This window comes from Pseudomonas sp. SIMBA_041 (genome assembly GCF_046535095.1).
Classification (GTDB): Bacteria; Pseudomonadota; Gammaproteobacteria; order Pseudomonadales; family Pseudomonadaceae; genus Aquipseudomonas; species Aquipseudomonas mucoides.
The window spans coordinates 334,558-357,864 of the sequence record NZ_JAWRXJ010000001.1 but is presented as its reverse complement, the minus strand read 5'-3'; the positions used below and the strand labels follow the sequence as shown (position 1 = coordinate 357,864).

15 protein-coding genes are annotated in these 23,307 nt (G+C 61.8%); 12 read left to right on the top strand and 3 right to left on the bottom strand.

Features of this window, described 5'->3' with window-relative positions; all coding sequences use genetic code 11:
• The first annotated feature begins 65 nt into the window (after positions 1-65).
• The 11 genes from SB725_RS01640 to SB725_RS01590 are packed head-to-tail and all read left to right on the top strand — an operon-like array spanning position 66 to position 16,519.
• On the top strand, positions 66-1,451 hold the full coding sequence (locus SB725_RS01640; protein ID WP_027926386.1) for an SrfA family protein: 1,386 nt from the start codon (positions 66-68) through the stop codon (positions 1,449-1,451).
• 17 nt (positions 1,452-1,468) lie between these two features.
• Positions 1,469-4,534 carry a virulence factor SrfB gene (locus tag SB725_RS01635; protein WP_027926385.1) on the top strand — a complete coding sequence of 1,022 codons (3,066 nt, stop codon included), beginning with the start codon at positions 1,469-1,471 and terminating at the stop codon, positions 4,532-4,534.
• The gene (locus SB725_RS01630; RefSeq protein WP_027926384.1) at positions 4,531-7,242 is read left to right on the top strand and encodes a putative virulence factor; all 2,712 of its coding nucleotides are present in this window, start codon (positions 4,531-4,533) and stop codon (positions 7,240-7,242) included. The genes SB725_RS01635 and SB725_RS01630 overlap by 4 nt, the downstream gene beginning before the upstream one ends.
• Before the next feature lie 3 nt (positions 7,243-7,245).
• The gene (locus SB725_RS01625) at positions 7,246-8,283 is read left to right on the top strand and encodes a hypothetical protein (RefSeq protein WP_410921190.1); all 1,038 of its coding nucleotides are present in this window, start codon (positions 7,246-7,248) and stop codon (positions 8,281-8,283) included.
• On the top strand, positions 8,283-10,274 hold the full coding sequence (locus tag SB725_RS01620; protein ID WP_027926382.1) for a vWA domain-containing protein: 1,992 nt from the start codon (positions 8,283-8,285) through the stop codon (positions 10,272-10,274). The genes SB725_RS01625 and SB725_RS01620 overlap by 1 nt, the downstream gene beginning before the upstream one ends.
• Before the next feature lie 10 nt (positions 10,275-10,284).
• Positions 10,285-10,986: an ABC transporter ATP-binding protein gene (locus SB725_RS01615; RefSeq protein ID WP_027926381.1), complete on the top strand. Its 702-nt coding sequence runs from the start codon at positions 10,285-10,287 to the stop codon at positions 10,984-10,986.
• On the top strand, positions 10,970-12,193 hold the full coding sequence (locus SB725_RS01610) for an ABC transporter permease (protein ID WP_027926380.1): 1,224 nt from the start codon (positions 10,970-10,972) through the stop codon (positions 12,191-12,193). Before SB725_RS01615 ends, SB725_RS01610 begins: the two co-directional genes overlap by 17 nt.
• Entirely contained in the window at positions 12,183-13,727 is a 1,545-nt protein-coding gene (locus SB725_RS01605) for an SUMF1/EgtB/PvdO family nonheme iron enzyme (RefSeq protein WP_027926379.1), read from the top strand. The genes SB725_RS01610 and SB725_RS01605 overlap by 11 nt, the downstream gene beginning before the upstream one ends.
• A 47-nt stretch (positions 13,728-13,774) precedes the next feature.
• The gene (locus SB725_RS01600; RefSeq protein ID WP_027926378.1) at positions 13,775-14,509 is read left to right on the top strand and encodes a hypothetical protein; all 735 of its coding nucleotides are present in this window, start codon (positions 13,775-13,777) and stop codon (positions 14,507-14,509) included.
• 4 nt (positions 14,510-14,513) lie between these two features.
• Entirely contained in the window at positions 14,514-15,020 is a 507-nt protein-coding gene (locus SB725_RS01595; protein ID WP_027926377.1) for a hypothetical protein, read from the top strand.
• Positions 15,021-15,076: 56 nt separating this feature from the next.
• A complete protein-coding gene (locus tag SB725_RS01590; protein WP_410921189.1) occupies positions 15,077-16,519 on the top strand; it encodes a vWA domain-containing protein in 1,443 nt (480 codons plus the stop codon).
• A 139-nt stretch (positions 16,520-16,658) separates the two neighbouring features.
• Here the strand turns inward: SB725_RS01590 and SB725_RS01585 are convergent, their stop codons facing one another.
• A complete protein-coding gene (locus SB725_RS01585) occupies positions 16,659-18,635 on the bottom strand; it encodes a methyl-accepting chemotaxis protein (protein ID WP_059181960.1) in 1,977 nt (658 codons plus the stop codon).
• Positions 18,636-18,824: 189 nt separating this feature from the next.
• Entirely contained in the window at positions 18,825-19,745 is a 921-nt protein-coding gene (locus SB725_RS01580) for a LysR substrate-binding domain-containing protein (protein ID WP_059181959.1), read from the bottom strand.
• Positions 19,746-19,903: 158 nt separating this feature from the next.
• On the opposite strand from SB725_RS01580, the gene SB725_RS01575 reads away from it, so the two are divergent.
• Positions 19,904-21,298: a NorM family multidrug efflux MATE transporter gene (locus tag SB725_RS01575; RefSeq protein WP_027926373.1), complete on the top strand. Its 1,395-nt coding sequence runs from the start codon at positions 19,904-19,906 to the stop codon at positions 21,296-21,298.
• Positions 21,299-21,407: 109 nt separating this feature from the next.
• Here SB725_RS01575 and SB725_RS01570 read toward each other — a convergent pair whose 3' ends face one another.
• Entirely contained in the window at positions 21,408-23,081 is a 1,674-nt protein-coding gene (locus SB725_RS01570; RefSeq protein ID WP_027926372.1) for a putative bifunctional diguanylate cyclase/phosphodiesterase, read from the bottom strand.
• Positions 23,082-23,307 lie beyond the last annotated feature (226 nt).

Below are 23,307 nucleotides of genomic sequence, written 5' to 3'. Positions count from 1 at the left end.
ATTGCAGGAGCAAGCGCAGACGCTTTTGTCTGTCATTTTTGCGCAACGGAACATAGGGAGTTTGAATGCGCGGGGCATTATTACGCAGCGGTAAGAGCGGGTCATTCATTGCCCTGGGTGAAACAGGTCAGCCGGTCTACCGGGCTGCCTTGCAATTGCGCGAAGCCATTCGCCGCAAAAATCCTGAGTTGGTCGATCATCTGGCCATCCCCCAAAGCGATGAGCTCGGTAACCAGATCGACTGGTACAGCGGCCTCGACGGTGATGTGATCCCGTGGAGCAGTGCGACCGAAGAAGAACGCGCCCCTGCCCGCCGCCAACTTGAAGCGCTGAAAACCGCGCTCGAGGAACTGAGCCAGCGTTTCCTGGTGACTGATTCCGGCGAACCGCAGCAAGGCGACAAAGCCGTGTTCGGCAAGCTGCTCAAGCGCGTCATTCATTTCCCCGATGAGAATTTCGTCTACCTGGTGCAAGGCAAACCGGTGCTGACCTTTTGGGGTTTCGAGCATGCCGGTAACGGCACTCGCGATCCCCTGCACTGCCTCTATCAGGTTCCGCCCGCGTTCACGCTGCCACCTGAGGTCGAACCCGCGCCTGTTGTTGCGCCCGTCGTACCGGTGGTTGCTCGTCCATGGTGGCGTCGCTGGTGGTGGCTGTTGCTGCTGCCGCTCCTGCTGCTGCTTTTGTGGTTGCTGCTCGGCCTGCGCGGTTGCGTGCCGATTCCGTCGGTGGCGGTAGATCTGTTGCCTGAGGGCATCGTGCCGGTGGAAAAACAACTGGAAGAGCCGCAAGTGACTGGCAATGTCACGACGCTGAATGGCGTTCCGGTGAATGGCACTGTCGTGGGCTCCACCACAGGAACTGGCACCGCCGTGACCGGCACTCATGGAGTAGAAGCGCCCGCGGTCGAAGGTAGCGAGGCTGACACAGCGCCCGCCGGCGTGACCCAAGACCCCGCCAAAGACCCGGCAGCAGACCCGGCCGCCGAATCGCCAACCACACCACCCGAAAACAAAACCGCGCCGCCGGATATCACCTCCCCCGAGGGCGAAAAACCCGCCGCTGCCGCAAAACCCGGCCCTCCCCTGAGCATTCCGCCAGACGCCGCTGACGGTGCCGCCAAGTTCCTCGACGGTCAGTACCGTGCCGGGGCGGGTATTCAGGATCGCCGGACCGGCAAACCGCTGCGTCTGGAGTACCAGCTCAAGGACGGCAAGGGCGAAGTCACCGTGCATCAGGCCGACGGCACCAAGTGCAGCGGGCCAGTGAGCGCTACCATGAAGGGAGGCAGCCTGGCCATCGACAGCCAGGGTCAGGCCGTGTGCGCTGACGGCAGCACGTACGACATGCCCAAGGTCAACTGCCGCAAAGGGGCGACCACGGTCGCGGACTGCACCGGCGGTTACGGAAAAGATCAATTCCCCATGTCCATGCGGCACGTGGCCGAATAAAAACGGAATAACCCGACATGTTGCCTGAAGTCACCCAATTCGAAGACACCGTCACGCTGGTCAGCGACACCGGCATCCAGTTCATGGATTTCGCCCTGCGCCTGGATCCCCGCAAGGAACCGGCGGGCGAATTCGCGCCGATGATCAGCGGGTTGATCTGCCGCCTGGCGTACAACGAAGAGAAAGACTTCTTTTTCTACGAGCCCGAACCGGAAAAGATCGAGAAAGCCAAGCCTGCGTTCAGCGTCGACATGAAAAGCAGCCTCGAATTGCTCGACGGTGTCTGGCTGCCGACTCCGTTTTTCCGTTTCATGCCGCCTCATCGCTTCGATGAAGGCCCGACCAACTGGTCGCGCATGCGCCTGGTGAAACTGGCGACACCCGACATTGACGGCAACACTCACCGTCTGACGATGGCGTTCGACAGCCGCGTCATGCCCAAGCGTGACGGCACCGCTTACCTGGCGCCAAATGAAGAGGACATCAGCTCCGGTGTGTCCTTCAAACTGGCAACCAAGGCCAGCGAAACCCGCTGGTTCCTGGCGCAGCCGTGGGTCAACGAGTGGCTGCTGGAAGTCTTCAACGAAGGCAATGCCCACCGTTCGCGCGCGGAGCTGGACACCGATATCCGCGCCAACTATCACCTGGCGCACTACCTCAATTTGCTCAGCCTGTTGGGCGCACCGTCCGCCGCCCAGCAATCGACGGCCCGTGCGAAAGTTGAAATCCCCGAGCTGAAAGTGGTCGCCAACGACAGCAATGGCCTGGTCAAACCGATTCCGGTGGACCTGGTGCTGGACGTCGGCAACTCGCGCACCTGCGGCATCCTGATCGAGAACCACGGTCAGGCCGGCTCCGGGCTGAAGCAGAACTACGTGCTGGAACTGCGCGACCTGATCACCCCGGAACACACCTACAACCTACCGTTCGAAAGCCGCGTGGAATTCGCTCAGGCGTACTTCGGCAAGGACCACTGCTCGGTCAAGAGCGGCCGGCACGATGCGTTCCAGTGGGCGACGATTGCCCGCGTCGGCAATGAGGCCAGCCGTCTGGCCAGCCGTCGTCGCGGCACCGAAGGCTCTACCGGCCTGTCCAGCCCGAAACGCTACCTGTGGGACGAAAATGCCTACGGCCACGGCTGGCGTTTCAACTGCTCGTACATCAAGACCGACAGCGAGCCGTACGCCACCGCCGCGCCGTTCTCGCACTTGATCAACGAAACCGGCGAGGCGCTGTACAGCCTTGAAGAAGATGATCGTCTGCCAGTGTTCATGCCGCGTTATTCGCGCAGCTCGCTGATGACCTTCATGCTCGCCGAAGTGCTGGCCCAGGCGCTGTCGCAAATCAACAGCCCGGCCCAGCGCTCGCGCCAGGGTCACACCCGCGTGCCGCGCCAGCTCAACAGCATCACCCTGACCGTGCCGCCGGGCATGCCCCAGGCCGAGCGCAGCATCCTCAACGAACGCATGCTGCAAGCCATCGGCCTGGTGTGGAAAAGCCTCGGCTGGCATGCCGGCGAGGAAGACCCGCATCTGGATCAGGCTGTCAGCCCGCGCACGCCGATCCCGAGCATTCGCGTGGAATGGGACGAAGCCTCCTGCGGACAGTTGGTGTACCTGTACACCGAGGTCAACGAAAACTTCGCCGGTCACCCGGAAGAGTTTTTCGACACCATCGCCCGGCCCGACAAGACCGACCGCGAACGCATCACCCTGGCAACCATCGACATCGGCGGCGGCACCACCGACCTGGTGATCACCGACTACCGCCTCGACCGCGCCGGCAACACCGGCAGCGGCAGCAACGTGCACATCGTGCCCGAACAGCGTTTTCGCGATGGCTTCAAAGTGGCCGGTGACGACATCCTGCTGGACGTGATTCAAGACTTCATTCTGCCGAGCTTCGAAAAAGCCTTGCAGAACGCGGGCGTGAAAGCCCCGGATTCACTGATGTCGCGTCTGTGTGGCGACGAGTCGGTCAGCGCTCAGGACATGATCCTGCGCCAGCAATTGAACCTGCAGGTGTTCGTCCCACTGGGCCTGGCGCTGCTCAAGGCGTACGAGCACTACGATCCGCAGGTCCCTCAAGAAGTCACCCCGCAAAGCTATCGCCAATTGCTCGGTGACAACGCGATCAGCCAGACCGTGCTCGACTACGTCAACGCCGCCGTGCGCCGCGATGTCGGGGGCCAGAGCGGTTTCGACCTGTACGAATCGCTGATCGGCTTCGACCTGCAAAAGCTCCACGCCGCGTTTCTCAACGATCAGATCAACATCACCAAGATCCTCGGCGCACTCTGTGAAGTGGTCGCGCACTATCCGTGCGATGTTCTGCTGCTGACTGGCCGCCCTTCGCGTCTGCCCGGCATCCAGGCGTTCATTCGCAAGGTGCTGCCGCTGCCACCCGGGCGCATTCTGGCGCTGCAAAACTATCGCACCGGCGGCTGGTACCCGTTCCACAAGAACGGCCGCATTGACGACCCGAAAAGCACCGCTTCGGTGGGCGCGATGTTGTGCCTGTTGTGCGCCAACCACAGCGTGCCGAACTTCTACTTCCGCTCTTCGGCGCTCAAGCCGTATTCGACGGTCAAGCACATCGGCGTCATCGACCTGAACAACGTGATCAAGGATGCCGACGTGCTGTACCGCGACATCCAGTCCGAAGACTACAAAATCAAGCTGCCGGAAATCGGCACAGGCGAAGCCGCCGACACGCCACAACTGGAAATGCGCGGCGATCTGCGCCTCGGTTTCCGCCAACTGGCCGCTGACCGCTGGGCCGCCTCGCCGCTGTACACCTTGCGGTTCACCAAGGCCGGTCGGGAGAAGTTTTCCCGGGCGATCGGTGAAAACGGCAGTGCGCCGCTGCTCAAGGTACGGTTCGAGGTCAAGCCAGCGGACAAGTACACCCGCAAGCAGGATCTGGTCAGCGACCGCCTCTCGGTTCGCAACATCGAATCCAACTGTAACAACGTCAACTTCAACCCGCGCAGCGACCTCGAGCTGGAACTCAACACCATGCTCGACGCCGGCCTGAGCGAGACCAAGTACTGGCTCGACAGTGGAAGTGTGAAACGCAAATGAATGACCTGACCCCCGATCAAACTCAGCTCTCTGCCAGTTGGGCCGCTGTTTATGAAGGCGCCGGTCAGGCGCTGGACTGGATTGCCCAGACGCGCGGCAACGCGCCGCGCCTGGACAGCGAAGCCGATAACCTGAACATCCGCCTGCACCGTGCCCGCAACCTGGCTCACAGCCTCGGCCGCGTGGCCTGCACGCCGATGACCATTGGCTTTTTCGGCTTGTCCCAGGCCGGCAAGTCCTACCTGATTTCGGCCCTCGCGGCAGGTCAGAATGGCAAACTGGAAACCGATTTCGGTGGCCAGCGCCTGGACTTCATCAAGCACATCAACCCGGTCGGTGGCGGCAAGGAAGCCACCGGTCTGGTGACACGCTTCAGCCGTCGCGCGACGGAAAGCCAGGACAATGACTTTCCGGTACAGCTCACGCTGTTCAAGGAAATCGAGCTGGCGAAGATTCTCGCCAACTCCTGGTTCAAGGATTTCGACCTTGAGCGCATTTCCTACGAGATCGACGAAGAGCGCATCCAGCGCGTGCTCAAACCGTTCGAAGGCCGCGAAACCGGGCCGCTGCAAACGGGCGTCAACGCCGACGATCTAGTGTCGCTGTGGGATTACCTGCGCGACAACTTCCGCAACTCGGTGAAAAAACTTGAGCACCTGTACTGGCCCAAAGCGTTGCAGTTGGCGCCACGCCTGAATTTCCAGGAACGGGCCGAGCTGTTTTCGATCCTGTGGGGTGAGCAAAGCGAGCTGACGCGGGTGTACCAGCAACTGGCCGGTGCGCTGCACGCGCTGGGCCTGCCCGAAACCGTGTTCGCACCGCTGAAAGCGTTGGTGAGTTTCGAAAACGACACCTACAGCCAGCGCGACAGCATCATGAACGTCGACATCCTCGAACGCTTCGGGAGCCCACGGGACTTGCCGATCGAGGTTCGCCCCCTGATTGGCGGTCGCCTGCAAAACAGTCAGGGCATCCCGGTCGCGCAACTGGCGGCACTGACGGCCGAAATGACCTTCCGCCTGATCGAAGCGCCGCTGGATGACATCGTCAATCAAGTCGACCTGCTGGATTTCCCCGGTTATCGCGGGCGCAAGAAACTGCACGAGATCGCCGACTCCAACGATCCGCAATCCGCCACCAAGGACAACTCCGTTTCGCAGCTGATCCTGCGGGGCAAGGTCGCCTACCTGTTCGAGCGCTACACCGACAACCAGGAAATGAACGCGCTAGTGGTCTGCACCGGTTCGACCAAGCAGAGCGACGTCAACGACGTGGGCCCGGTGCTGACCCGCTGGATCGAAAAAACCCAGGGCGCCGACTCGGCCGCTCGCAGCAAACGCGACACCGGTCTGATCTGGGCGCTGACCATGCTCGACCTGCGCATCACCAACTCCCTGAGCCTGACGCCGGATCAGTACGACGAGAGCTGGAACGGCATGGTCAAGCTGACCATGCTGGAGCGCTTCGGCAGCCTGAGCTGGATGAGCGACTGGGCCGGCACGCCGTTCCAGAACACCTTCCTGGTGCGCAAACCGCGCATGGACGCGGCGTTCATCGAGCAAGACGCGAGCGGTGCGGAAACCGGCCTCAATGCCATCTATCAGGAGCGTGTTGACGCACTGGGCAGCAGCTTCGCCAGCAACGCCCTGGTGTGCAAACACATCAAAAATCCGGTCAATGCCTGGGCGGAAATGCTGCGCAACGATGACGGTGGTATCAGTCACTTCAGCAGCAGCTTCACCGGCGTGGCCAACATCGAATTCAAATTGCAGCGCATCCGCGAACAATTGAGCGAATGCCTCGAAGGCCTGACCACTCACGGCTTGAGCACCTGGTACCACGCCGATGGCGATGGTGCCGCCGCCGCGAAGAAAGCCCAGGCGCAGATGATTCTGACTGGTCTGGGTCGGCGCCCGGCCGTGCTCGGCGAGCTGATCGATCAACTCGACATGCCGAGCGAAGAAGTGCGCGACCTGTACCTCAGCGGCGTGTATGAAACCGATGACGAGCCAGCCGCGAACGACGAGCCGGCCGCCCCGACGCCGAGCCAGAGCCTGTACGGCAACGACGCCGGTTTCGATTTCGATTTCGGTGACGACACGAGCCTTGACGCACCGGTCAGCAGCAAAAACGGTACCCCCGCGCCCGAGCTGCAAAGCAACGAGCACCGATTCGCCAAAGCGGCGTTCAAGGCCTGGATCGCGCACCTGCGCGAGCTGACCACCCGCCAAAGCCTGCTCAATCTGCTCGGCCTGGAAAAGGCCTTGCTCGAAGCGGTGGTCGACGAACTGATCACCGCCGGCTATCGCCAGGACTTGCCGGGGCAACTGAGTCGCGCCGTCCTCAAGCGTGCACAAAGTGGCGCGCGACGCGATCAACTGGTCGAACGCCAGGTATTCGAAGTGCAACGTGTGCTGCGCGATTTCGTGTCCTGGTTCGGCTACCTGCAGAAGCCGGTGAGCGAGCGTCCGAACAGCCGCGCCGGGGCCAAGGCGCCGCTGTTCTCGTTCTACACCGACGTTGGCCCGGGACAAGTGCCCGTGCTGCCGGCACAACCGGCGAACCAGGCGCAGCGCTACCTCGGCGACTGGCTCTCGGGCCTGGCCTACATCACGCAGGACAATGCCGGCCATGGTGCCGGACGTGAAATCACCCCTGAACAGAACGAACGGCTGGGCAAAGTGCTCACAGCCTTCGCAGCGAGATAAGTAATGCCAATTCGTGTCGACCTGCTCGCGTTAGAGCCCAATGTGCCTGGCAAGGCCCGCCTGACTGTGAAGAAATGGCAGGGTGGCGAGGAACAGCTGGAGTTTTCCATTCAGCGTAACCAGGACGGTTTTTACCTCCAGGACCACAAGGCCTGGAGCAACAATCCATTCTGGTTCAAGGTCTCGCGCTTCAACGTCACGGACAGCGGCGATGGCCTGGAAGCGCAGGTCGGCCCGGACGTGGTCGACCCGCTGCTGGAAGGTGGCGCCAACTCGCAATTCCAGATCGAACTGCGCGAGCAGAGCCACGGCCACACCGACAAAGGCGTGGTTCGCCCAGGCGTTGGCGTGTTGCCGTCCACGGCCGGCGGCCAGACGCGCTCGACGTATGGCGGCGCCGAACTGACGGCGCCGAGTGCACCGGCACCAGCACCGGAAATCCTGGAAATCCCGGAGCTGCCGGAACTGGTCCTGTCCACCGCCGAGCCCGAAGTGGAGCTGGAGTCAGTGCCCCACGAGCCCGACTACGCACCACCTCCCCCGCCGGTGAAGAAAAGCAACAAAGGCCTGATCGGCCTGTTGGTTGTCGTGCTGTTGCTGCTGGCCGCGGGTGGTGGATTCTGGTTCTACAAACGCACCCCGGCGCCTGCCCCGGTAGCCGCCAACCCTGCTGCCGCACCGGCCGGCGCCGACGCTCAAGCCTGCACTCTCGAAAGCATGAACAGCCTGCCCGAATTGACCTTCGTCCAGACCTGCATCAAGGCGGCGCCCGACAGTGCCAAGTTGCTGGAGATCATCAACCAGGCCAAGGCCGGCAAACACTGCGGTGTCGCCCAACGGCTGTACGCCAACCGTGCCCAGGCCGGTGACGCGCTGATCGCCAACGCTTATGCCCGTGAATACGACCCTAAATACCTGAAGGCCAGCGAGTGTTTCCCGACCGCGGACAACGCCACCGCCGCCTATTGGTACGAAACCATCCTCACCCAAGACCCGAACAACGCCGAAGCCAAGCAGCGTTTCGAGGAGTTGCAGAAGTGATGCGCTCTCCCCTGAGTCGATTCCTGTTGAGCGGCGCCGCCCTGTTGGCGCTGTGCATCAGCCCGCTGTCCCAGGCCGATGACAAACCACTGATCCAGGCCGGTAAAAAGACCCTGTTCCAGCGCGTGCTGACCACACCCGGCTGCAAGATCAGCCCGACGGCGGGCGGTGCCGCCGGTGACGAACAGCCGGTGTTCAGCCGCTTTTACGTGTACGAGCGCGCCCAAGCGAACAACGCCGAGTGGCTGAAAGTCGGCCCCGACAGTTATGGCAAAACCATTGGCTGGTTGCCGGCCGGCTGCACCACAGACTGGAAGATGCAGCTGACACTGGCCTTCACCAACCCGGCCAATCGCGACCGGCTGCTGTTTTTCAAGGACCGCGCCACCGTCGAAGCCATCCTCGATGCGCCGGACCCGGTGAGCAAAGTTGCACCGCTGCGGGCCAAGCTGAAAAAGGGTCAGCAGGCGCCAGGCGTGCTGGCGGAAGAGCCTGAATTCTTCGTCGACCTGCAAAAGCAGTTCTACCTGCTGCCGGTGCTCAGCGGCGAAGAAGTGATGACCGAAAGCGGTTTCCGCACGCGCCTGCTGAACGTCGCGTCGGTCAGCAAACCGGATGACAAGAACGCCAAGCCCGGTGCTGCCAACAGCGCTGCCGGCGGCAAGGAAGCCGAGGACAAAAACACCAACCAACTGAAGGAGTTCAGTGCGGCCGTGGTGTTTGTCATCGACTCGACGATTTCGATGGACCCGTACATCGACCGCACCCGCGAGGCGATCCGCAAGGTTTATCAGCAGATCGAAGCGCAGAACCTCGGCAAGCAGGTCAAGTTCGGCATGGTCGCTTTCCGCTCCAACACCCAGGCGGTACCGGGGCTGGAATACACCACCAAGATGTACGCCGACCCGACCAAGGTGAAAGACAGCGCCGACTTTTTTGCCAAGATCGCCGACCTCAAACAAGCCACCGTGTCGAGCAGTAGCTTCGACGAAGACTCGTTTGCCGGTGTCATGGAGAGTATCGACAAGGTCGACTGGAGCCAGTTCGGCGCGCGCTATGTGGTGCTGATCACCGATGCCGGCGCCATCGAAGGCGACGACAAGCTGTCGAAGACCGGGTTGAGCGCTGCGCAGGTGCGTATCGAGGCCGCCAACCCCGGCGTGGCGATTTACACCCTGCACTTGAAAACCCCGGCCGGGGCCAAGGACCACGCCAAGGCTGAGGCGCAATACAAGAACCTGTCGACTTACCCGGGCACCAACACCTCGTTGTACTACCCGGTGGACGCGGGCGATGTGCATGAGTTCGGGCGCAAGGTCGACGCACTGGCCGCCGCGATCACCACCCAGGTGAAAGCCGCCTACATGGGTGAAGACGCCATCGGCAGTGCGGCGAACGCCAAGCAGGACCCGGCCGAGAAGAAAATGCTCGAGGACGCGGCGCTGATCGGCCACGCCATGCAACTGGCCTATCTCGGCGAGAAGACCAACAGCAAGGCCCCGCCGGTGTTCAAGGCGTGGATCACCGACCGCGACCTGATCAAGCAGAACATCCCGACGACCGATGTGCGGGTACTGCTGACGAAGTCGCAGCTCAGCGACTTGAGCGACGTGATGAAGCAGATCCTCGATGCCGCCAACGAAGGTTTGATTTCGCCAACGGAAATGTTCGATCGCCTGCGTTCCGTGGCGGCGACCATGGGCGCCGATCCCAATCAGCTCAAGCAGAACAGCAACGCCAAACTGGCGGACATGGGCGTGCTCGGCGAGTACCTCGAAGACCTGCCCTACCAGAGCGAAGTGCTGAACCTGGATGAAGAGACCTGGAAGAGCTGGGACGGTCTGGCGCAAGAGAAATTCATCCGCACGCTGAACACCAAACTGCGGCATTACCAGCGTTACAACGCTGACGTCGACCGCTGGGTTGCTTTAGCCAAAGACAGCGATGCGCGGGACAACGTTTACCCCGTGCCACTGGAAATGATGCCTTAACGAGACGCTGATGCTCGATATCAAGAACCTGCTGGTGCGCCGTGGTGAGGGCGCGCTGGCTCATCATGTACGCCTGCCGCATTTGCAGATCGGTGCCGGGGAAATCCTCGCCATCACCGGCGAGAGCGGTAGCGGCAAAAGCACCTTGCTCGAAGCCATCGGCCTGTTGCTCGCGCCGGTGGAGCTCGAGCGCTTTCGGTTGGGCCCGACGCACGCTCAGGATATCGCCCACCTGCTGGCGACCGACGACCAGCCGGCGCTCGCAGCGGTGCGTTCACGGCACTTGGGCTTCATTTTGCAGAGCGGCGGTTTGCTGCCGTTCCTGAGCGTGCGCGACAACATCAGCCTGCCGCGCCGTTTGCTCGGGATGTCGGCGAACAGCGAACACATCGACCACGCCGTCGACGTGTTGCGCCTGCAAGGGTTGCTGGATAAACAACCGCAGGCCTTGTCGATCGGCGAGCGCCAACGCGTGGCCTGCGTTCGGGCGATTGCCCATGAACCGCTGCTGCTGTTGGCCGACGAACCGACCGCCGCGCTCGATCCGCACAGCGCCCGGCGTTTGTTCGAGTTGCTGCTGAGCCTGGTGTCGAGCATGGGGTTAAGTGCGCTCGTGGTGTCCCATGACTGGGCCTTGCTGAAGGATTTCGGCTTGCCGCGACTCGGCGCTATCAGCCATCAGGGAGAAACACTGTTTGAACCGATGGATTGATCGCTTGCGCCTGCTGGGCTCACTGGCGCTGCAAGACCTCTGGCACGACCGCAAGGTCTCGCTGTGCATCGCCGCGTCCCTGGTGGCGGTGATAGCGCCGCTGTTGCTGCTGTTCGGGCTCAAGCACGGGGTGGTCAGCCAGTTGCAGGACGAACTGCTGCGTGACCCGCGCAACCTTGAAGTGAAGATGCTCAGCAACGGCAACTACGACACGGCCTGGATCGAGCGTTTGCGCCTGCGCCCCGAAACCGGTTTTGCCCTCGGCCAGACCCGCTCGCTCAATACCCAGGCAGACCTGCTGATCGGCATGCAACGGTTTGTCGAAGGTGCGGAAATCATCGCCACGGAACCTGGCGATCCACAGCTGAACCTGCCGTCGCTTACCCCCGTCGGCAATCAAGTGATCCTCAGCGCCAGCGCCGCGCAACGTTTGCAGGCCAAGGTTGGCGACAGCGTGCAACTGCGGGCGTTGCGGCGCCTCGAAGGGGTCAATGAACGCGGCGAGATGACGCTGACCGTGCTGGCGGTGCTCGACGGCGCCCGGTTCGGGCGTGCGGCCGGGTTTGTCGCCCCGCCGCTGCTGCTGGACCTGGAGCACTTTCGCGACGGTTATCAGGTCAGTGCGTTCGGCGTCGCCACCGGCAAGCCGCTGGGCAATCTGCAACCGCTGTACGCCCGCGCCCGCGTGTATGCACGCAACATCGATCAGGTCGCACCGCTGGAGCACTGGCTCAACGAACAACACATCGAAACGTCGAGCCGGCTGGCCGACATCGACAACGTCAAAGCCATCAACCATGTGCTGGGACTGATCTTCGGCGTGATTGCCGTGGCGGCGCTGATCGGTTGCGTGGCGTCGATGGTCGGCGCGTTCCTGGCCAACATCGACCGCAAGCGTAAAAGCCTGGCGGTCCTGCGCCTGCTGGGATTCAAGCGTCGGGCCGTCGGTGGTTTTGTGGTCTTGCAAGCGCTGATACTGAGCCTGGCCGGTTACATCGGCGGGCTGGGGTTTTATGCTGTCGGCAGCCATTTGTTCGACTACTTGCTGGGCAGCAGCCAGGCCACCGGCACCTTCGTTTGCCACATCACCGTCTGGCATGGCGTTGCCGCCCTGCTCCTGACCTTTCTGGTCGCCGCATTGGTGGCCGTGGTCGGCGCCCTGCGAGCCATCAACATCCAACCTGCGGAGAGTCTGCGTGAGCTATAAACGTTTTGGCTTGCTGTTGCCCCTGAGCCTCGGCTATTTGCTCGACGCCTCGGCGGCGGGCTGGGAAGAGAAGTATTACAACCCGATGCCGGACGCCGCCGACGTGGTGCTGCCGATGCCCTGCGAAGGCTCGATGGTGTTTCGCAAGGTGTTCATCCCGGTGGCCGGGCCGCTCGACGACTACCCGATCAACATCGGTCAGGACGGCGCGGAATACGGCTACGTCGAGCAGACCCGGCCGACGTTCATCGCCGGTAGCTTCACGGGCGGCAAAAACGACAAATCCCGCTATTACCTGATGGCCAAGTACGAGATGAGTCAGCTGCAATACGCCGCGCTGACCGAAGCCACCTGCCCCACCGCTGCCACCAAACTGCGCGTGCCGCAAACGGCCGTGAGCTGGGTGCAAGCCATCGAAGCCGCCGACAAGTACAACCTGTGGCTGCGCAAAAACGCGGCCGACAAGTTGCCCAAGGAAGACGGCGCGCAGGGCTTCCTGCGCTTGCCGACTGAAGTCGAGTGGGAGTTCGCCGCACGCGGAGGGCTGGAAGTCAGCGCCGCTGAATTCCGCGATACGCATTACCCGATGCCGGACGGCATCAATGCCTACGAGTGGTTCGCCGGGGCGCAATCCTCCAACGGCAAAGTGCAGTTGTCCGGTCTGCAAAAGCCCAATCCGCTGGGCCTGCATGACATGCTCGGCAACGTCGACGAAATGATGTTCGAGCCGTTTCGCCTGAACAAGCTCGACCGCCAGCACGGTCAGGCCGGCGGCTATGTGGTGCGCGGCGGCAACTACCTGACCGCTCAGGCCGACCTGCGCACGGCATTGCGCAAGGAAGCGCCGTATTACAACGCCGACGGCCAGGTGAAGAACAAAACCACGGGCCTGCGCCTGGTCATGGTCTCACCGACCCTGACCTCTCGCGAACGGGTCGCCAGCATCGAATCCAGCTGGAAGAAACTCGGCACCGGCAGCAAGGAAACCGAATCCGCCGACAAAGGCACGGTGCAATCCCTGAACAGCCTCGCTTCGGGCGTCGAAGACAAAGCGCTCAAGGAAAAACTCCAGGCCCTGGAGAACCAGTTGCGCGCCAGCAACCAGCAGCAAGAAGAAACCCGCGACCAGGCGATTCGCGCCAGCCTCAATCTGGGCGCATTCTTGTGCACCAAGATGCTCGACGACGGCCAGTACGTGGACTTCCTGCAAAAGAACTACAAGCTCAATTGCGAAAGCGCGGACAAGGACGCGAGCTGCGACATGCGTAAAACCAAGCTCGACGAGCAAAAGGATCGCCTGCACAAACTCAGCCGTTACTACGCCAGCAGCCTGGTGGAATCGGCGACCTTGTACGGCCAGCCACTGCTTGAAACTCAGGTGCCGGTGATGGAAGAAATCATCACCCGCAACAAACAGCTGCAAGACCTGAAACCTTACTTGCGCACCCACTGGGCCAATCAGAAAGCGTTCCTCCAAAAACAGAAGATCGACACTGAAGCCTGGCTGAGCAGCTGCAAAGCCGTCACTCAATAACTCACCTCAATAAAAACGCGTCAACACCGTCACCTAGGAGTTTCACCATGTCGCGCAGCCTTTGGACTCGCTTCAAGCTACAGATCGCTTTCGTTGTTGCCGGCAGCCTGCTGCTGACCGGTTGCGCCAACACCGGTAGCTCCATGCTCGGCGAAAGCGGCGGGGCCGACCCGCGCCTGACCCAGGGCCAGGACGCAGAGTTCTTCAGCAAGTCCGGCTACCAGGCCTGTGCCATGGGCGCCGGTGTCGGCATCCTCGCGTGCGCACTGTCCAACAGCAACAACAAAGCGGTGTGTGCCGTCGCCGCCGGTATTACCGCGTGTGGTGTGGCCATGGGCGCGAACTACTATCTGGATCAGCGTCGCAGCGAATACGCCGACACCACCACCCGCCTGGCTAAAATGAACAGCGACGTCGAACAAGACACGCAGAACGTGATCGCCCGTACCGCGACCGCTCAGCAAGTGATCAATGACGATCAGGCGCAGATCGCCCAGATCAAAAAGGACATCGCCAACAAGAAAGTCGACAAGGCCAAGGCCCAGGTGCAAATCGCCGAGATTGATTCGAACATCGCGCGCCTGCGCAAAGACCTCGGCAACATGCGCACCAAAGTCACCGAGTACACCAAAGTGGCAGACGCCGAGCGTGCACAAGGCGCCACCGGTGCGGAGATCAAGCAGGTGGACATGAACATCATGAAACTGAACCAGAAAGTCGCCGCCCTGCAGAAGGAAGTCGACGGTCTGTACAGCCAACGCTCCGCGATCACCCTGGGCTAAGCACATGACGTTACGACAACTGGCGGTCCTCACCGCCGTCCTGGCCTTGAGCGGTTGCGCGACCAAGCCGGGCGAATGCGATGCGACCAATCGCGACAGCAGCATGCTGACCAAGATGAACTGCGACTACTCCGGTGGTTACAGCGATCAGGTCAAGCAGAAGGAACTGGCCCTGAGCGAGTCCCGTCAACAAAACGCGATGTTCCGTCAGGTGTACGAGAACATCCAGGCCCAGCAGCTCAGCACCAAGACCGACCTGGCCAGCCAGCAGAAAGCCCAGGCAACGCTGAATCAGTCGCTGGGGCAACTGCTGAGCTCGCTCAAGGCCCGGCATGCCAATGAAAGCTCGGTGCAGAAGCAGATTGCCGGCCTCGAGCAGCAGCTCAAGGCTTCGCAAGCGGCGCCCGTGACCAAATCAACGCCCGCAACCCTGGCGGCCAAGCAGGAAGAGCTGAAGGCGTTGCAGAAGAAGGTCAATCAACTGCAATTCAGCCTCGGCTACGAAGAGTAACTTTTCACCCCGCAGGCCTCCCGACGGAGGCCCGCACTTTTTCAGGAATCGTCGTCATGCAGCGGGTCATCAGGGATGCGCAAGCCACACCGGAGGGGATGAGTGCGCTGCAAGCCAAAGTCGCCCTCATCCAGAAACACTTTCCGCCGACCGTCGCCAGCCTGTTTGCTATCCCGCGGATGGGCAGCGGCGACGTGCTGGAATGGTGGACCGAACTGGGTGGCCAACCCACGCCCTACGCCGACCTCAACGAGGACGCGCAACGACGTTTGCTGCAAACCTATGAAGTGCGTCAGACGTCCCTCGGACAGCTGGCGGACGAACTGCAACGACGCGGTCAACCGAAGGAAGCGGAAGACCTGCGCAGCCTGCTCGGTACGCCAGAGCTGGACAAACTCTACAGCCTCAACGGTGAGCCGTTGGTGGTGCGCTGGCACCAGCGTCCGCCCAAGCCCATCGTGCCGCCGGTGGTCCCGGTGGTGCCAGTCGTACCGCCGTCGCGTCGTGGCTGGTGGATCGCGGCGGCCTTGCTCGCATTGCTGTTGCTGCTGGCGCTGTGGCTCTGGTGGTTCCTGCACCGTGAACCCGTTGTCGTGGTGCCACCGGTTGCGCCGGTCGCGCCCGTGGTGACGCCCGTCGAGAAACCGGTTGAGCCTGTTCCAGAGCCAGTTCCCGAGCCTGTCGTGGAACCGGAACCTGTTCCGGAACCAGAACCGGTGCCCGAACCAAAACCAGTGCCGCCACCCAAGCCGGTCCCACCACCAAAACCGGCCGCGCCGCCACCGCCACCGCCACCACCGCCGCCACCTCCAGCCCCGACGCTGGATAACTACGCGTGCCGTAAAAAAGCGCCGGATGCCGTGCCTCCGCAATTTGTGGTGGTACTCGACACCTCGGGCTCGATGGACTTGAACATCAAGTCGGTGAAATCCGATGAGGACTGGTTCTTCGGCAATGAGATGAACAAGTACCTGGACGTGAACCGCACCCGGCAAATTTTCGCCAAGCCCAGCCGCATGGACGTCGCCAAGGACTCGCTGGCCGGCATGATCAACGGGCTCGATCCAAAGATCGACACACGCCTGATCACCTTCGCCGGTTGCGAAAGAACACCGGACCAGGGCGTGTTCCGGTTCGGCGACCGTCAGCGGTTGATCAACGGGATCCGCGGACTGGTGCCCAACGACGGTACGCCGCTGGCCGACAGCCTGGCCTACGCAGCGAGCACGGTCGACGGGCGCAATAACGATGCGGTGATCGTGATGTTTGTCGACGGTGAGGACGGTTGCCAGAAAGACGCTTGCGCGGTGTCCCGCCGAATCGCCAGGGAACAACCGCGCTTGCGGGTCAACGTGGTGAAAATCGGCGCCGGTGGCCCGTCACGCTGCATCGCTGAAAACACCGGTGGCCGGGTTTACAGCAGCACCAATGCGGCTGAGCTGGGTAGTCAGCTGAAACAGGCGACCAAGGAAGTGTCGAGCAATGCCAAGTGCGACTAGTCACTTGGCTTGAATACTAAGGTGGGCCCATCGCGGGCAAGCCACGCTCCCACAGGATTTGTGTCGCTCACAAGAGAGCGGAACAACCTATAACCCTGTGGGAGCGGAGCCTGCTCGCGAAAGCGATTTCAAAGGCGCCTCAACGAAACCGGTCAACCTCTTGGCGCAAGTCCGCCGCCAGGCTTTCCAGCTCCTTGGCCGTCACCGCCAGGTTCGACACCACTTCCCGCTGTTCACTGTTCGCCAACGCAATACTCTGCAGGTTGCTGCTCAGCAACGTCGCCGTGCTGCTTTGCTCCTGAGTCGCGGTGGTAATCGCCGCAAACTGCTGACCGGCCGAACGGCTCTGCTCATCGATCCGCGCCAGGGCTGAAGCCACATTGGCGTTCCGCGACAGACCTTCCTGCATCAACACATTGCCCTGTTCCATGGTGCTGATGGCGTTGCCGGTTTCTTGCTGGATGCTGTTGATCATCCCGGATATTTCGTCAGTGGCCTGACGAGTGCGCGATGCCAGGTTACGCACCTCATCGGCCACCACCGCAAAGCCACGGCCCTGCTCACCGGCGCGAGCCGCTTCGATGGCGGCGTTCAGCGCCAGCAGGTTGGTCTGTTCGGCAATCGCAGTAATCACACCGACGATACCGCCGATTTCCTGGGAACGCTGGCCCAGAGTGTTGATCACCGTCGCGGTGCTGTTCAACGCACCGGCAATTTGTTCCAGCGATGCTGAGGCTTCGTCCATCGAGGTACGACCGATCTGGGTTTGCTGGGCGTTTTCCTGGGCGAGCCGCTGAGTGTTGCCCATGTTGTCGGCAATGTTCAGGGACGTGGCGCTGAATTCCTCCACGGCGCCGGCCATGCTGGTGATCTCGCCGGACTGCTGCTCCATCCCTTCGTAGGCGCCACCGGACAGACCGGACAATGCCTGCGCACGGCTGTTGACCTCGGCCGAGGCCTTGCGAATGTGCTCGACCATGGTCGACAAGGCCTGACTCATCTGGTTGAACGCGCGGGCCAGTTGACCGATCTCGTCGTTGCTCGCCACGTTCAGGCGCACGCTCAAATCACCGGCGCCCAAGGCTTCGGCCTGACGCACCAGATCACCCAGCGGCGCGAGTTTGCTGCGCAGCAACCAGACAGCCGAACCGACCGCGATCAACATCGCCAGCAGACTGCCAATGGCCAATTGAATGCCGACACTCCAGGTCACCGCACTGATTTCAGCTTTTGGCATGCTCGCCACGACCGACCATGGGCCACCATCGAACGGCACGGACACGCTGTAGAAATCTTCGGATTTATCACTCCAGAACTGGCCTTTTCCCGGTGTCTTCGCCAGTCCGACGATGGCCGGGACAGCTTGATCCAGTGCCTGCACACCCGAAATCGGCACCAGCCATTTGCTTTGCTCATCGAGCAACGCCAGGGAGCCGGTCTGGCCGATGCGGAAACGCTTAAGATTCTCGAACTGCGCGTTCTGCGCGTCGGTGTAATCGAACCCTACGAAGAGCACGGCAATCACCTTGCCGCTGCTGTCGCGCACGGGGGTGTATTGCGTCATGTAGGAGCGATCAAACAGCAAGGCGCGACCGACATAGCTCTGCCCCGCCATCAAGCGTGCATACGCCGGATGAGCGTGATCGAGCAGCGTGCCGATGGCGCGGTTGCCGTCCTGTTTGGTCAGGGAGGTGCTGACCCGGATAAAGTCTTCGCCGCTGCGCACGAACAACGTCGCCACGCCCGCGGTCATTTGCTTGAACTCGTCGACTTCCTTGAAATTGTTGTTCAACACTTCGCTACCCAGGTGCAAGCCCGGAGTCTGCGTGCCCGCCACCGCCACCGGCTCCTCCGGGTGCACGCTCAGACCGACGCTGAAGCGCTTCTCGAACAGACCGGCCAGACGCTGGGTGCTTTCACGCAAGGTGCCGTGAAAGGTGCTCAACTGATCGGCCAGCAACCGGGCTTCACTGGCCAGGTGCTCTTCGCGGGTGGCGAGGTTGGCAGTGTCCAGCGAACGCAGGGCGAACACGGTACTGCCAGTGATGACAATCGCCAGTATCACGGCAAGCGCAAGACCAAGCTGTGAGGCGATCCGGGCACGGGGTTGAGACATGACAGCTCCTGGCCGAGCGACCTGATCCTGCTTGATCGGGCTGAGCACTCAGCAAAATTTTCCAGATAATGGGGAAAAGCGTCGAACCAGCACGAAGGTTCCACCTGCAGATTTTCGGCGGCAAAACCGAATACTTGAGTAAATAGCCCGGATATGGCTCAAGGCCTCTACTGCGTGGGCTCTATCGATTCAGCTCAACCGCTGCACAACCGGTAAATCCATGGCCCGGACCTCTCCCAGCAGAAAATCGCTGAGCCTGCGCAAACGTTCACCTCCGGGGCGGGTTTTCGGCCAGACCAGGTAGTAATTCTCACCGCTGGCGACCGCCGTCGGCCACGGCAGACTCAAGCGCCCCTGTGCGACATCCTCCGCCACCATCAGCAAATCCCCCATGGACACGCCATAGCCCCGCGCGGCGGCGATCATGCCCAGCTCCAGGGTGTCGAACACCTGGCCGCCCTTGAGCGAGACCTCATCGGTCAGGCCCATGCGGTCGAGCCAACTGCGCCAGTCACGCCGATCCGGTGTCGGGTGCAGCAGCTCAGCGCTGGCCAAACGCGCGACGTCCCACGGCTGGTCGTTCAGCAGATTCGGCGCGCCGACGGGGATCAGCTCCTCGGGGAACAGCAGCGTGGCCTCCCAGTCCGGCGGGAAATGCCCGTTGCTGAGGATCACGGCGCAATCGAACGGCTCCTGATTGAAGTCCACCGAATCGATGTCCATCCAGGCGCTGGTCAGTTGCACTTCATTGCCCGGTTGCAGGTGCCGGAAACGGCTGAGCCGCGCCAGTAACCAGCGCATGGTCAGGGTCGAGGGGGCTTTCATGCGCAGGATGTCGTCTTCGGCGCGCAAGGTATTGCAGGCGCGCTCCAGGGCGGTGAAACCGTCACGAATGCCCGGCAGGATCAACCGCGCCGACTCGGTCAGTTGCAAATTTCGCCCACTGCGGTGAAACAACCGACAGGCGAAATGCTCTTCGAGCGTACGGATATGCCGGCTCACCGCACTCTGGGTGATCGACAGTTCTTCAGCCGCGCGGGTGAATGAACTGTGCCGCGCCGCCGCTTCAAATGCGCGCAAGGCATACAAGGGAGGAAGACGACGGGACATGAGGAAAGCTCCTATAGCGCAATCCGGCTACCGTAGCAGAATCTGTTCTGCATGAGTCTGACTCATGCTACCCATCCTTTTTATCCCTTTGTGTTAACCCCGTGAAGCGCCGAGAATCGACGCTTTCCAGACCTCTTTGATAATCGAGCGTGATGACCATGAAGCATCCAGCGCGTATTGAACTCTGGGCCATCCTGCGGCTGGCGGGGCCGCTGATTGCCTCGCAGTTGGCGCACATGCTGATGGTCCTCACCGACACCTTGATGATGGCGCGCCTGAGCCCCGAAGCGTTGGCCGGCGGCGGTCTGGGTGCGGCGACCTACTCGTTCGTGTCGATTTTCTGCATCGGCGTGATTGCGGCGGTCGGCACCTTGGTGGCGATTCGTCAGGGCGCGGGTGACATTGTTGGCGCCGCACGACTGACCCAGGCCGGATTGTGGCTGGCGTGGTTGATGGCGCTGGTGGCCGGACTGCTGCTGTGGAACCTCAAACCGGTGTTGCTGCTGTTCGGCCAAACCGAAACCAACGTCCACGCCGCCGGGCAGTTTCTGCTGATCCTGCCGTTCGCCCTGCCCGGTTACCTGAGTTTCATGGCGTTGCGCGGTTTTACCAGCGCCATCGGCCGGGCGACGCCGGTGATGGTCATCAGCCTCGGCGGTACCGTGGCCAACTTCCTGCTCAACTATGCGTTGATCACCGGCATGTTCGGCCTGCCGAAAATGGGTTTGATGGGCATTGGGCTGGTGACAGCGATTGTCGCTAACCTGATGGCGGTGGCACTGGCCCTGCACATCCGCCGGCATCCGGCATATGACGCCTATCCGTTGCGCCAGGGCCTGTCACGGCCGAACCGTCAGTACCTGAAAGAACTGTGGCGCCTCGGCCTGCCGATTGGCGGCACGTACGCAGTGGAAGTCGGACTGTTTGCGTTCGCCGCGCTGTGCATGGGCACCATGGGCAGCACGCAATTGGCGGCGCACCAGATCGCCCTGCAGATTGTTTCGGTGGCGTTCATGATTCCGGCGGGGCTTTCCTACGCGATCACCATGCGCATCGGTCAGCACTATGGCGCCGGGCAGTTACTGGATGCACGGTTGGCCGGACGGGTCGGCATTGCCTTCGGCGCGGCGGCGATGCTGGGCTTTGCGATGGTCTTCTGGTTCCTGCCGAATCAGTTGATCGGCCTGTTCCTGGACCACAACGACCCGGCGTTCCGCCCCGTGATTGAACTGGCTGTAAGCCTGCTGGCGGTGGCAGCGTGGTTCGAGCTGTTTGACGGTACGCAAACCATCGCCATGGGCTGCATACGCGGGCTCAAGGACGCCAAGACCACGTTCCTGGTCGGGTTGGGCTGTTACTGGCTGATAGGCGCACCGGCCGCGTGGTGGATGGCCTTCCATTTGCACTGGGGGCCGACGGGTGTCTGGTGGGGGTTGGCGCTGGGGCTGGCGTGCGCAGCGGTGAGTTTGACGCTGGCGTTTGAATGGAAGATGAAACGGATGATTCGGCAGGAGCCTCAATCTCAAGGATTCAAGATCGCTCAGGCCGAATGAAATCCCCCTGTAGGAGTGAGCCTGCTCGCGATAGCGGTCTGTCAGTGAACAATGATGCTGACCGATACACCGCTATCGCGAGCAGGCTCACTCCTACAAGGGATTTGAGTTAGCTCACGACTTCCAGCACTGGCAACTGATCGCTGCCGAAGGTCAGGTACTCAACCAGATCCGCCAACGGCAGCGGCTTGCTGATCAGATAACCCTGCACCTGATCACAACCAAACCCGCGCAACAAATCGAGCTGCTCCACTGTTTCCACCCCTTCTGCGACGACCTCAAGATTGAGGTTGTGCGCCAGGTTGATCATCGCGTGGACCAGTTTGCGGTTCTCTTCACGCTCTTCCATGCCGCCGACAAAGCTCTTGTCGACCTTGAGCAAGGCGATCGGCAGGCTGTTGAGGTGCACGAAGGAGGAGAACCCGGTGCCGAAGTCATCCAGGGAGAAGCGCACGCCCAGGCGTCCGAGGGCGTCCATGGTTTGCTTGACCAGATCGCTGCGGCGCATCACGGCGGTTTCGGTCAGTTCGAACTCCAGCCACTGTGCTTCGACGCCGCGTTCGGCAATCAGCCGGCTCAGCGTGGAGAGCAATTGGCTGTCCTGGAACTGCCGGAATGACAGGTTGATCGCCATGTGCAGCGCCGGCAGGCCCTGTTCGCGCAAGGCCTGCATGTCCCGCAGCGCCCGGGAAATCACCCAGTAACCGAGCGGCACGATCAAACCGCTTTGCTCGGCCAGCGGCACGAATTCGCTGGGCGCCAGCAAGCCGCGCTCGGCATGCCGCCAGCGCACCAAGGCTTCGAGGCCGACGATCTGGCCGTCAGCCATGTTCAGGCGCGGCTGGTAATGCAGTTCCAGCTCGTCACGGCGCAAGGCCCGGCGCAGCTCGCTTTCAAGGTCGGCCATGCTGCGGGCGTTGCGGTTGATGCGTTCGTTGAAAATGTGAAAGGTGCAGCCTTGCGTGCTCTTGGCCTGCTGCATGGCGATGTGCGCGTGCCACATCAGCGGGTCGGCGCCGGCCTGGGCCCGGGCGTGGGCGATGCCCAGGCTGGAACCGATCAACAGGCTTTCACCGTCGACCCAGTAGGGTTCGGCCAGCGCTTCGGTGATGCGTTCGGCCATCCATTCGGCACGTTGAGGTGCGCGGCGGGTGTCGATCAGCAAGGCGAACTCATCGCTGCCCAGGCGCGCGAGTTGATCGCCGGCCTCAAGCTGGCTTTTCAGCCGCGCGACCACTTGCAGGATCAAGCGGTCGCCGGCCTGGTGACCAAGGGCATCGTTGGCGTGACGGAAGTTGTCGAGGTCTAGGTGACCGAGGGCCAGGCCACGGCCTTCGTTTTCCGCCAGGCGTGCGGCCAGCAGGGTCTGGAAGCCCTGGCGGTTGGCGATGCCGGTCAGCGGATCTTGCTCAGCCAGGCGTTGCAGGGTGTTTTCCAGCAGGCCGCGCTCGCGCACATGCCGCAGGCAACGACGCAGCATCCCGGCATCGAGCAGGTCGCGCACCAGCCAGTCACTCACACCATCGGGCGGCATCAGTGGCTCGTGTTCGAGCAACAACACCGTCGGCAAGCTGCAACGGCCTGGTAGCGGCTGAAGTGCAGGAACAGTCAACAACACCGCATGGCGATTGTCATCGAACAGACTGCTGACCGACTCCCAGCTCGGCGCGCTGATGAGCACGGCCGAGCTCCCCATCGGAGCCAGACACTCGCGCAACAACGCTGCCCACGCTGGCTCTTCGGCCAGTAGCAGCAAACGCAAGGGTTCGACAGGCGTAGACAAGCTAGCTCCCTAGACTCTGCAAAGATGTAGGCGGCAGGCATTATGCCGCGCCGCTAACCAATGACCAAATGACATCAGTTGTCAAACGTGACTTTGTGTCAGGAATACGAACATTAGCCGCAGATTCACCGCGCATCCTGCTTGAAAGTAACAAAACCGGCAATTAGAGAAAGCGTGTTGCGTCACAAGTCGGACAGAGCAGCAGAATTCGCTGAGCCTGTTAAAA

What these genes read in the sequence shown, in the direction of transcription:
- SB725_RS01615 (WP_027926381.1), top strand. Translation starts at nt 10,285, where the DNA reads ATGCTCGATATCAAGAACCTGCTGGTGCGCCGTGGTGAGGGCGCGCTG.
- SB725_RS01600 (WP_027926378.1), top strand. Translation starts at nt 13,775, where the DNA reads ATGTCGCGCAGCCTTTGGACTCGCTTCAAGCTACAGATCGCTTTCGTT.
- SB725_RS01585 (WP_059181960.1), bottom strand. Translation starts at nt 18,635, where the DNA reads ATGTCTCAACCCCGTGCCCGGATCGCCTCACAGCTTGGTCTTGCGCTT.
- SB725_RS01620 (WP_027926382.1), top strand. Translation starts at nt 8,283, where the DNA reads ATGCGCTCTCCCCTGAGTCGATTCCTGTTGAGCGGCGCCGCCCTGTTG.
- SB725_RS01580 (WP_059181959.1), bottom strand. Translation starts at nt 19,745, where the DNA reads ATGTCCCGTCGTCTTCCTCCCTTGTATGCCTTGCGCGCATTTGAAGCG.
- SB725_RS01640 (WP_027926386.1), top strand. Translation starts at nt 66, where the DNA reads ATGCGCGGGGCATTATTACGCAGCGGTAAGAGCGGGTCATTCATTGCC.
- SB725_RS01590 (WP_410921189.1), top strand. Translation starts at nt 15,077, where the DNA reads ATGCAGCGGGTCATCAGGGATGCGCAAGCCACACCGGAGGGGATGAGT.
- SB725_RS01635 (WP_027926385.1), top strand. Translation starts at nt 1,469, where the DNA reads ATGTTGCCTGAAGTCACCCAATTCGAAGACACCGTCACGCTGGTCAGC.
- SB725_RS01625 (WP_410921190.1), top strand. Translation starts at nt 7,246, where the DNA reads ATGCCAATTCGTGTCGACCTGCTCGCGTTAGAGCCCAATGTGCCTGGC.
- SB725_RS01630 (WP_027926384.1), top strand. Translation starts at nt 4,531, where the DNA reads ATGAATGACCTGACCCCCGATCAAACTCAGCTCTCTGCCAGTTGGGCC.
- SB725_RS01595 (WP_027926377.1), top strand. Translation starts at nt 14,514, where the DNA reads ATGACGTTACGACAACTGGCGGTCCTCACCGCCGTCCTGGCCTTGAGC.
- SB725_RS01575 (WP_027926373.1), top strand. Translation starts at nt 19,904, where the DNA reads ATGAAGCATCCAGCGCGTATTGAACTCTGGGCCATCCTGCGGCTGGCG.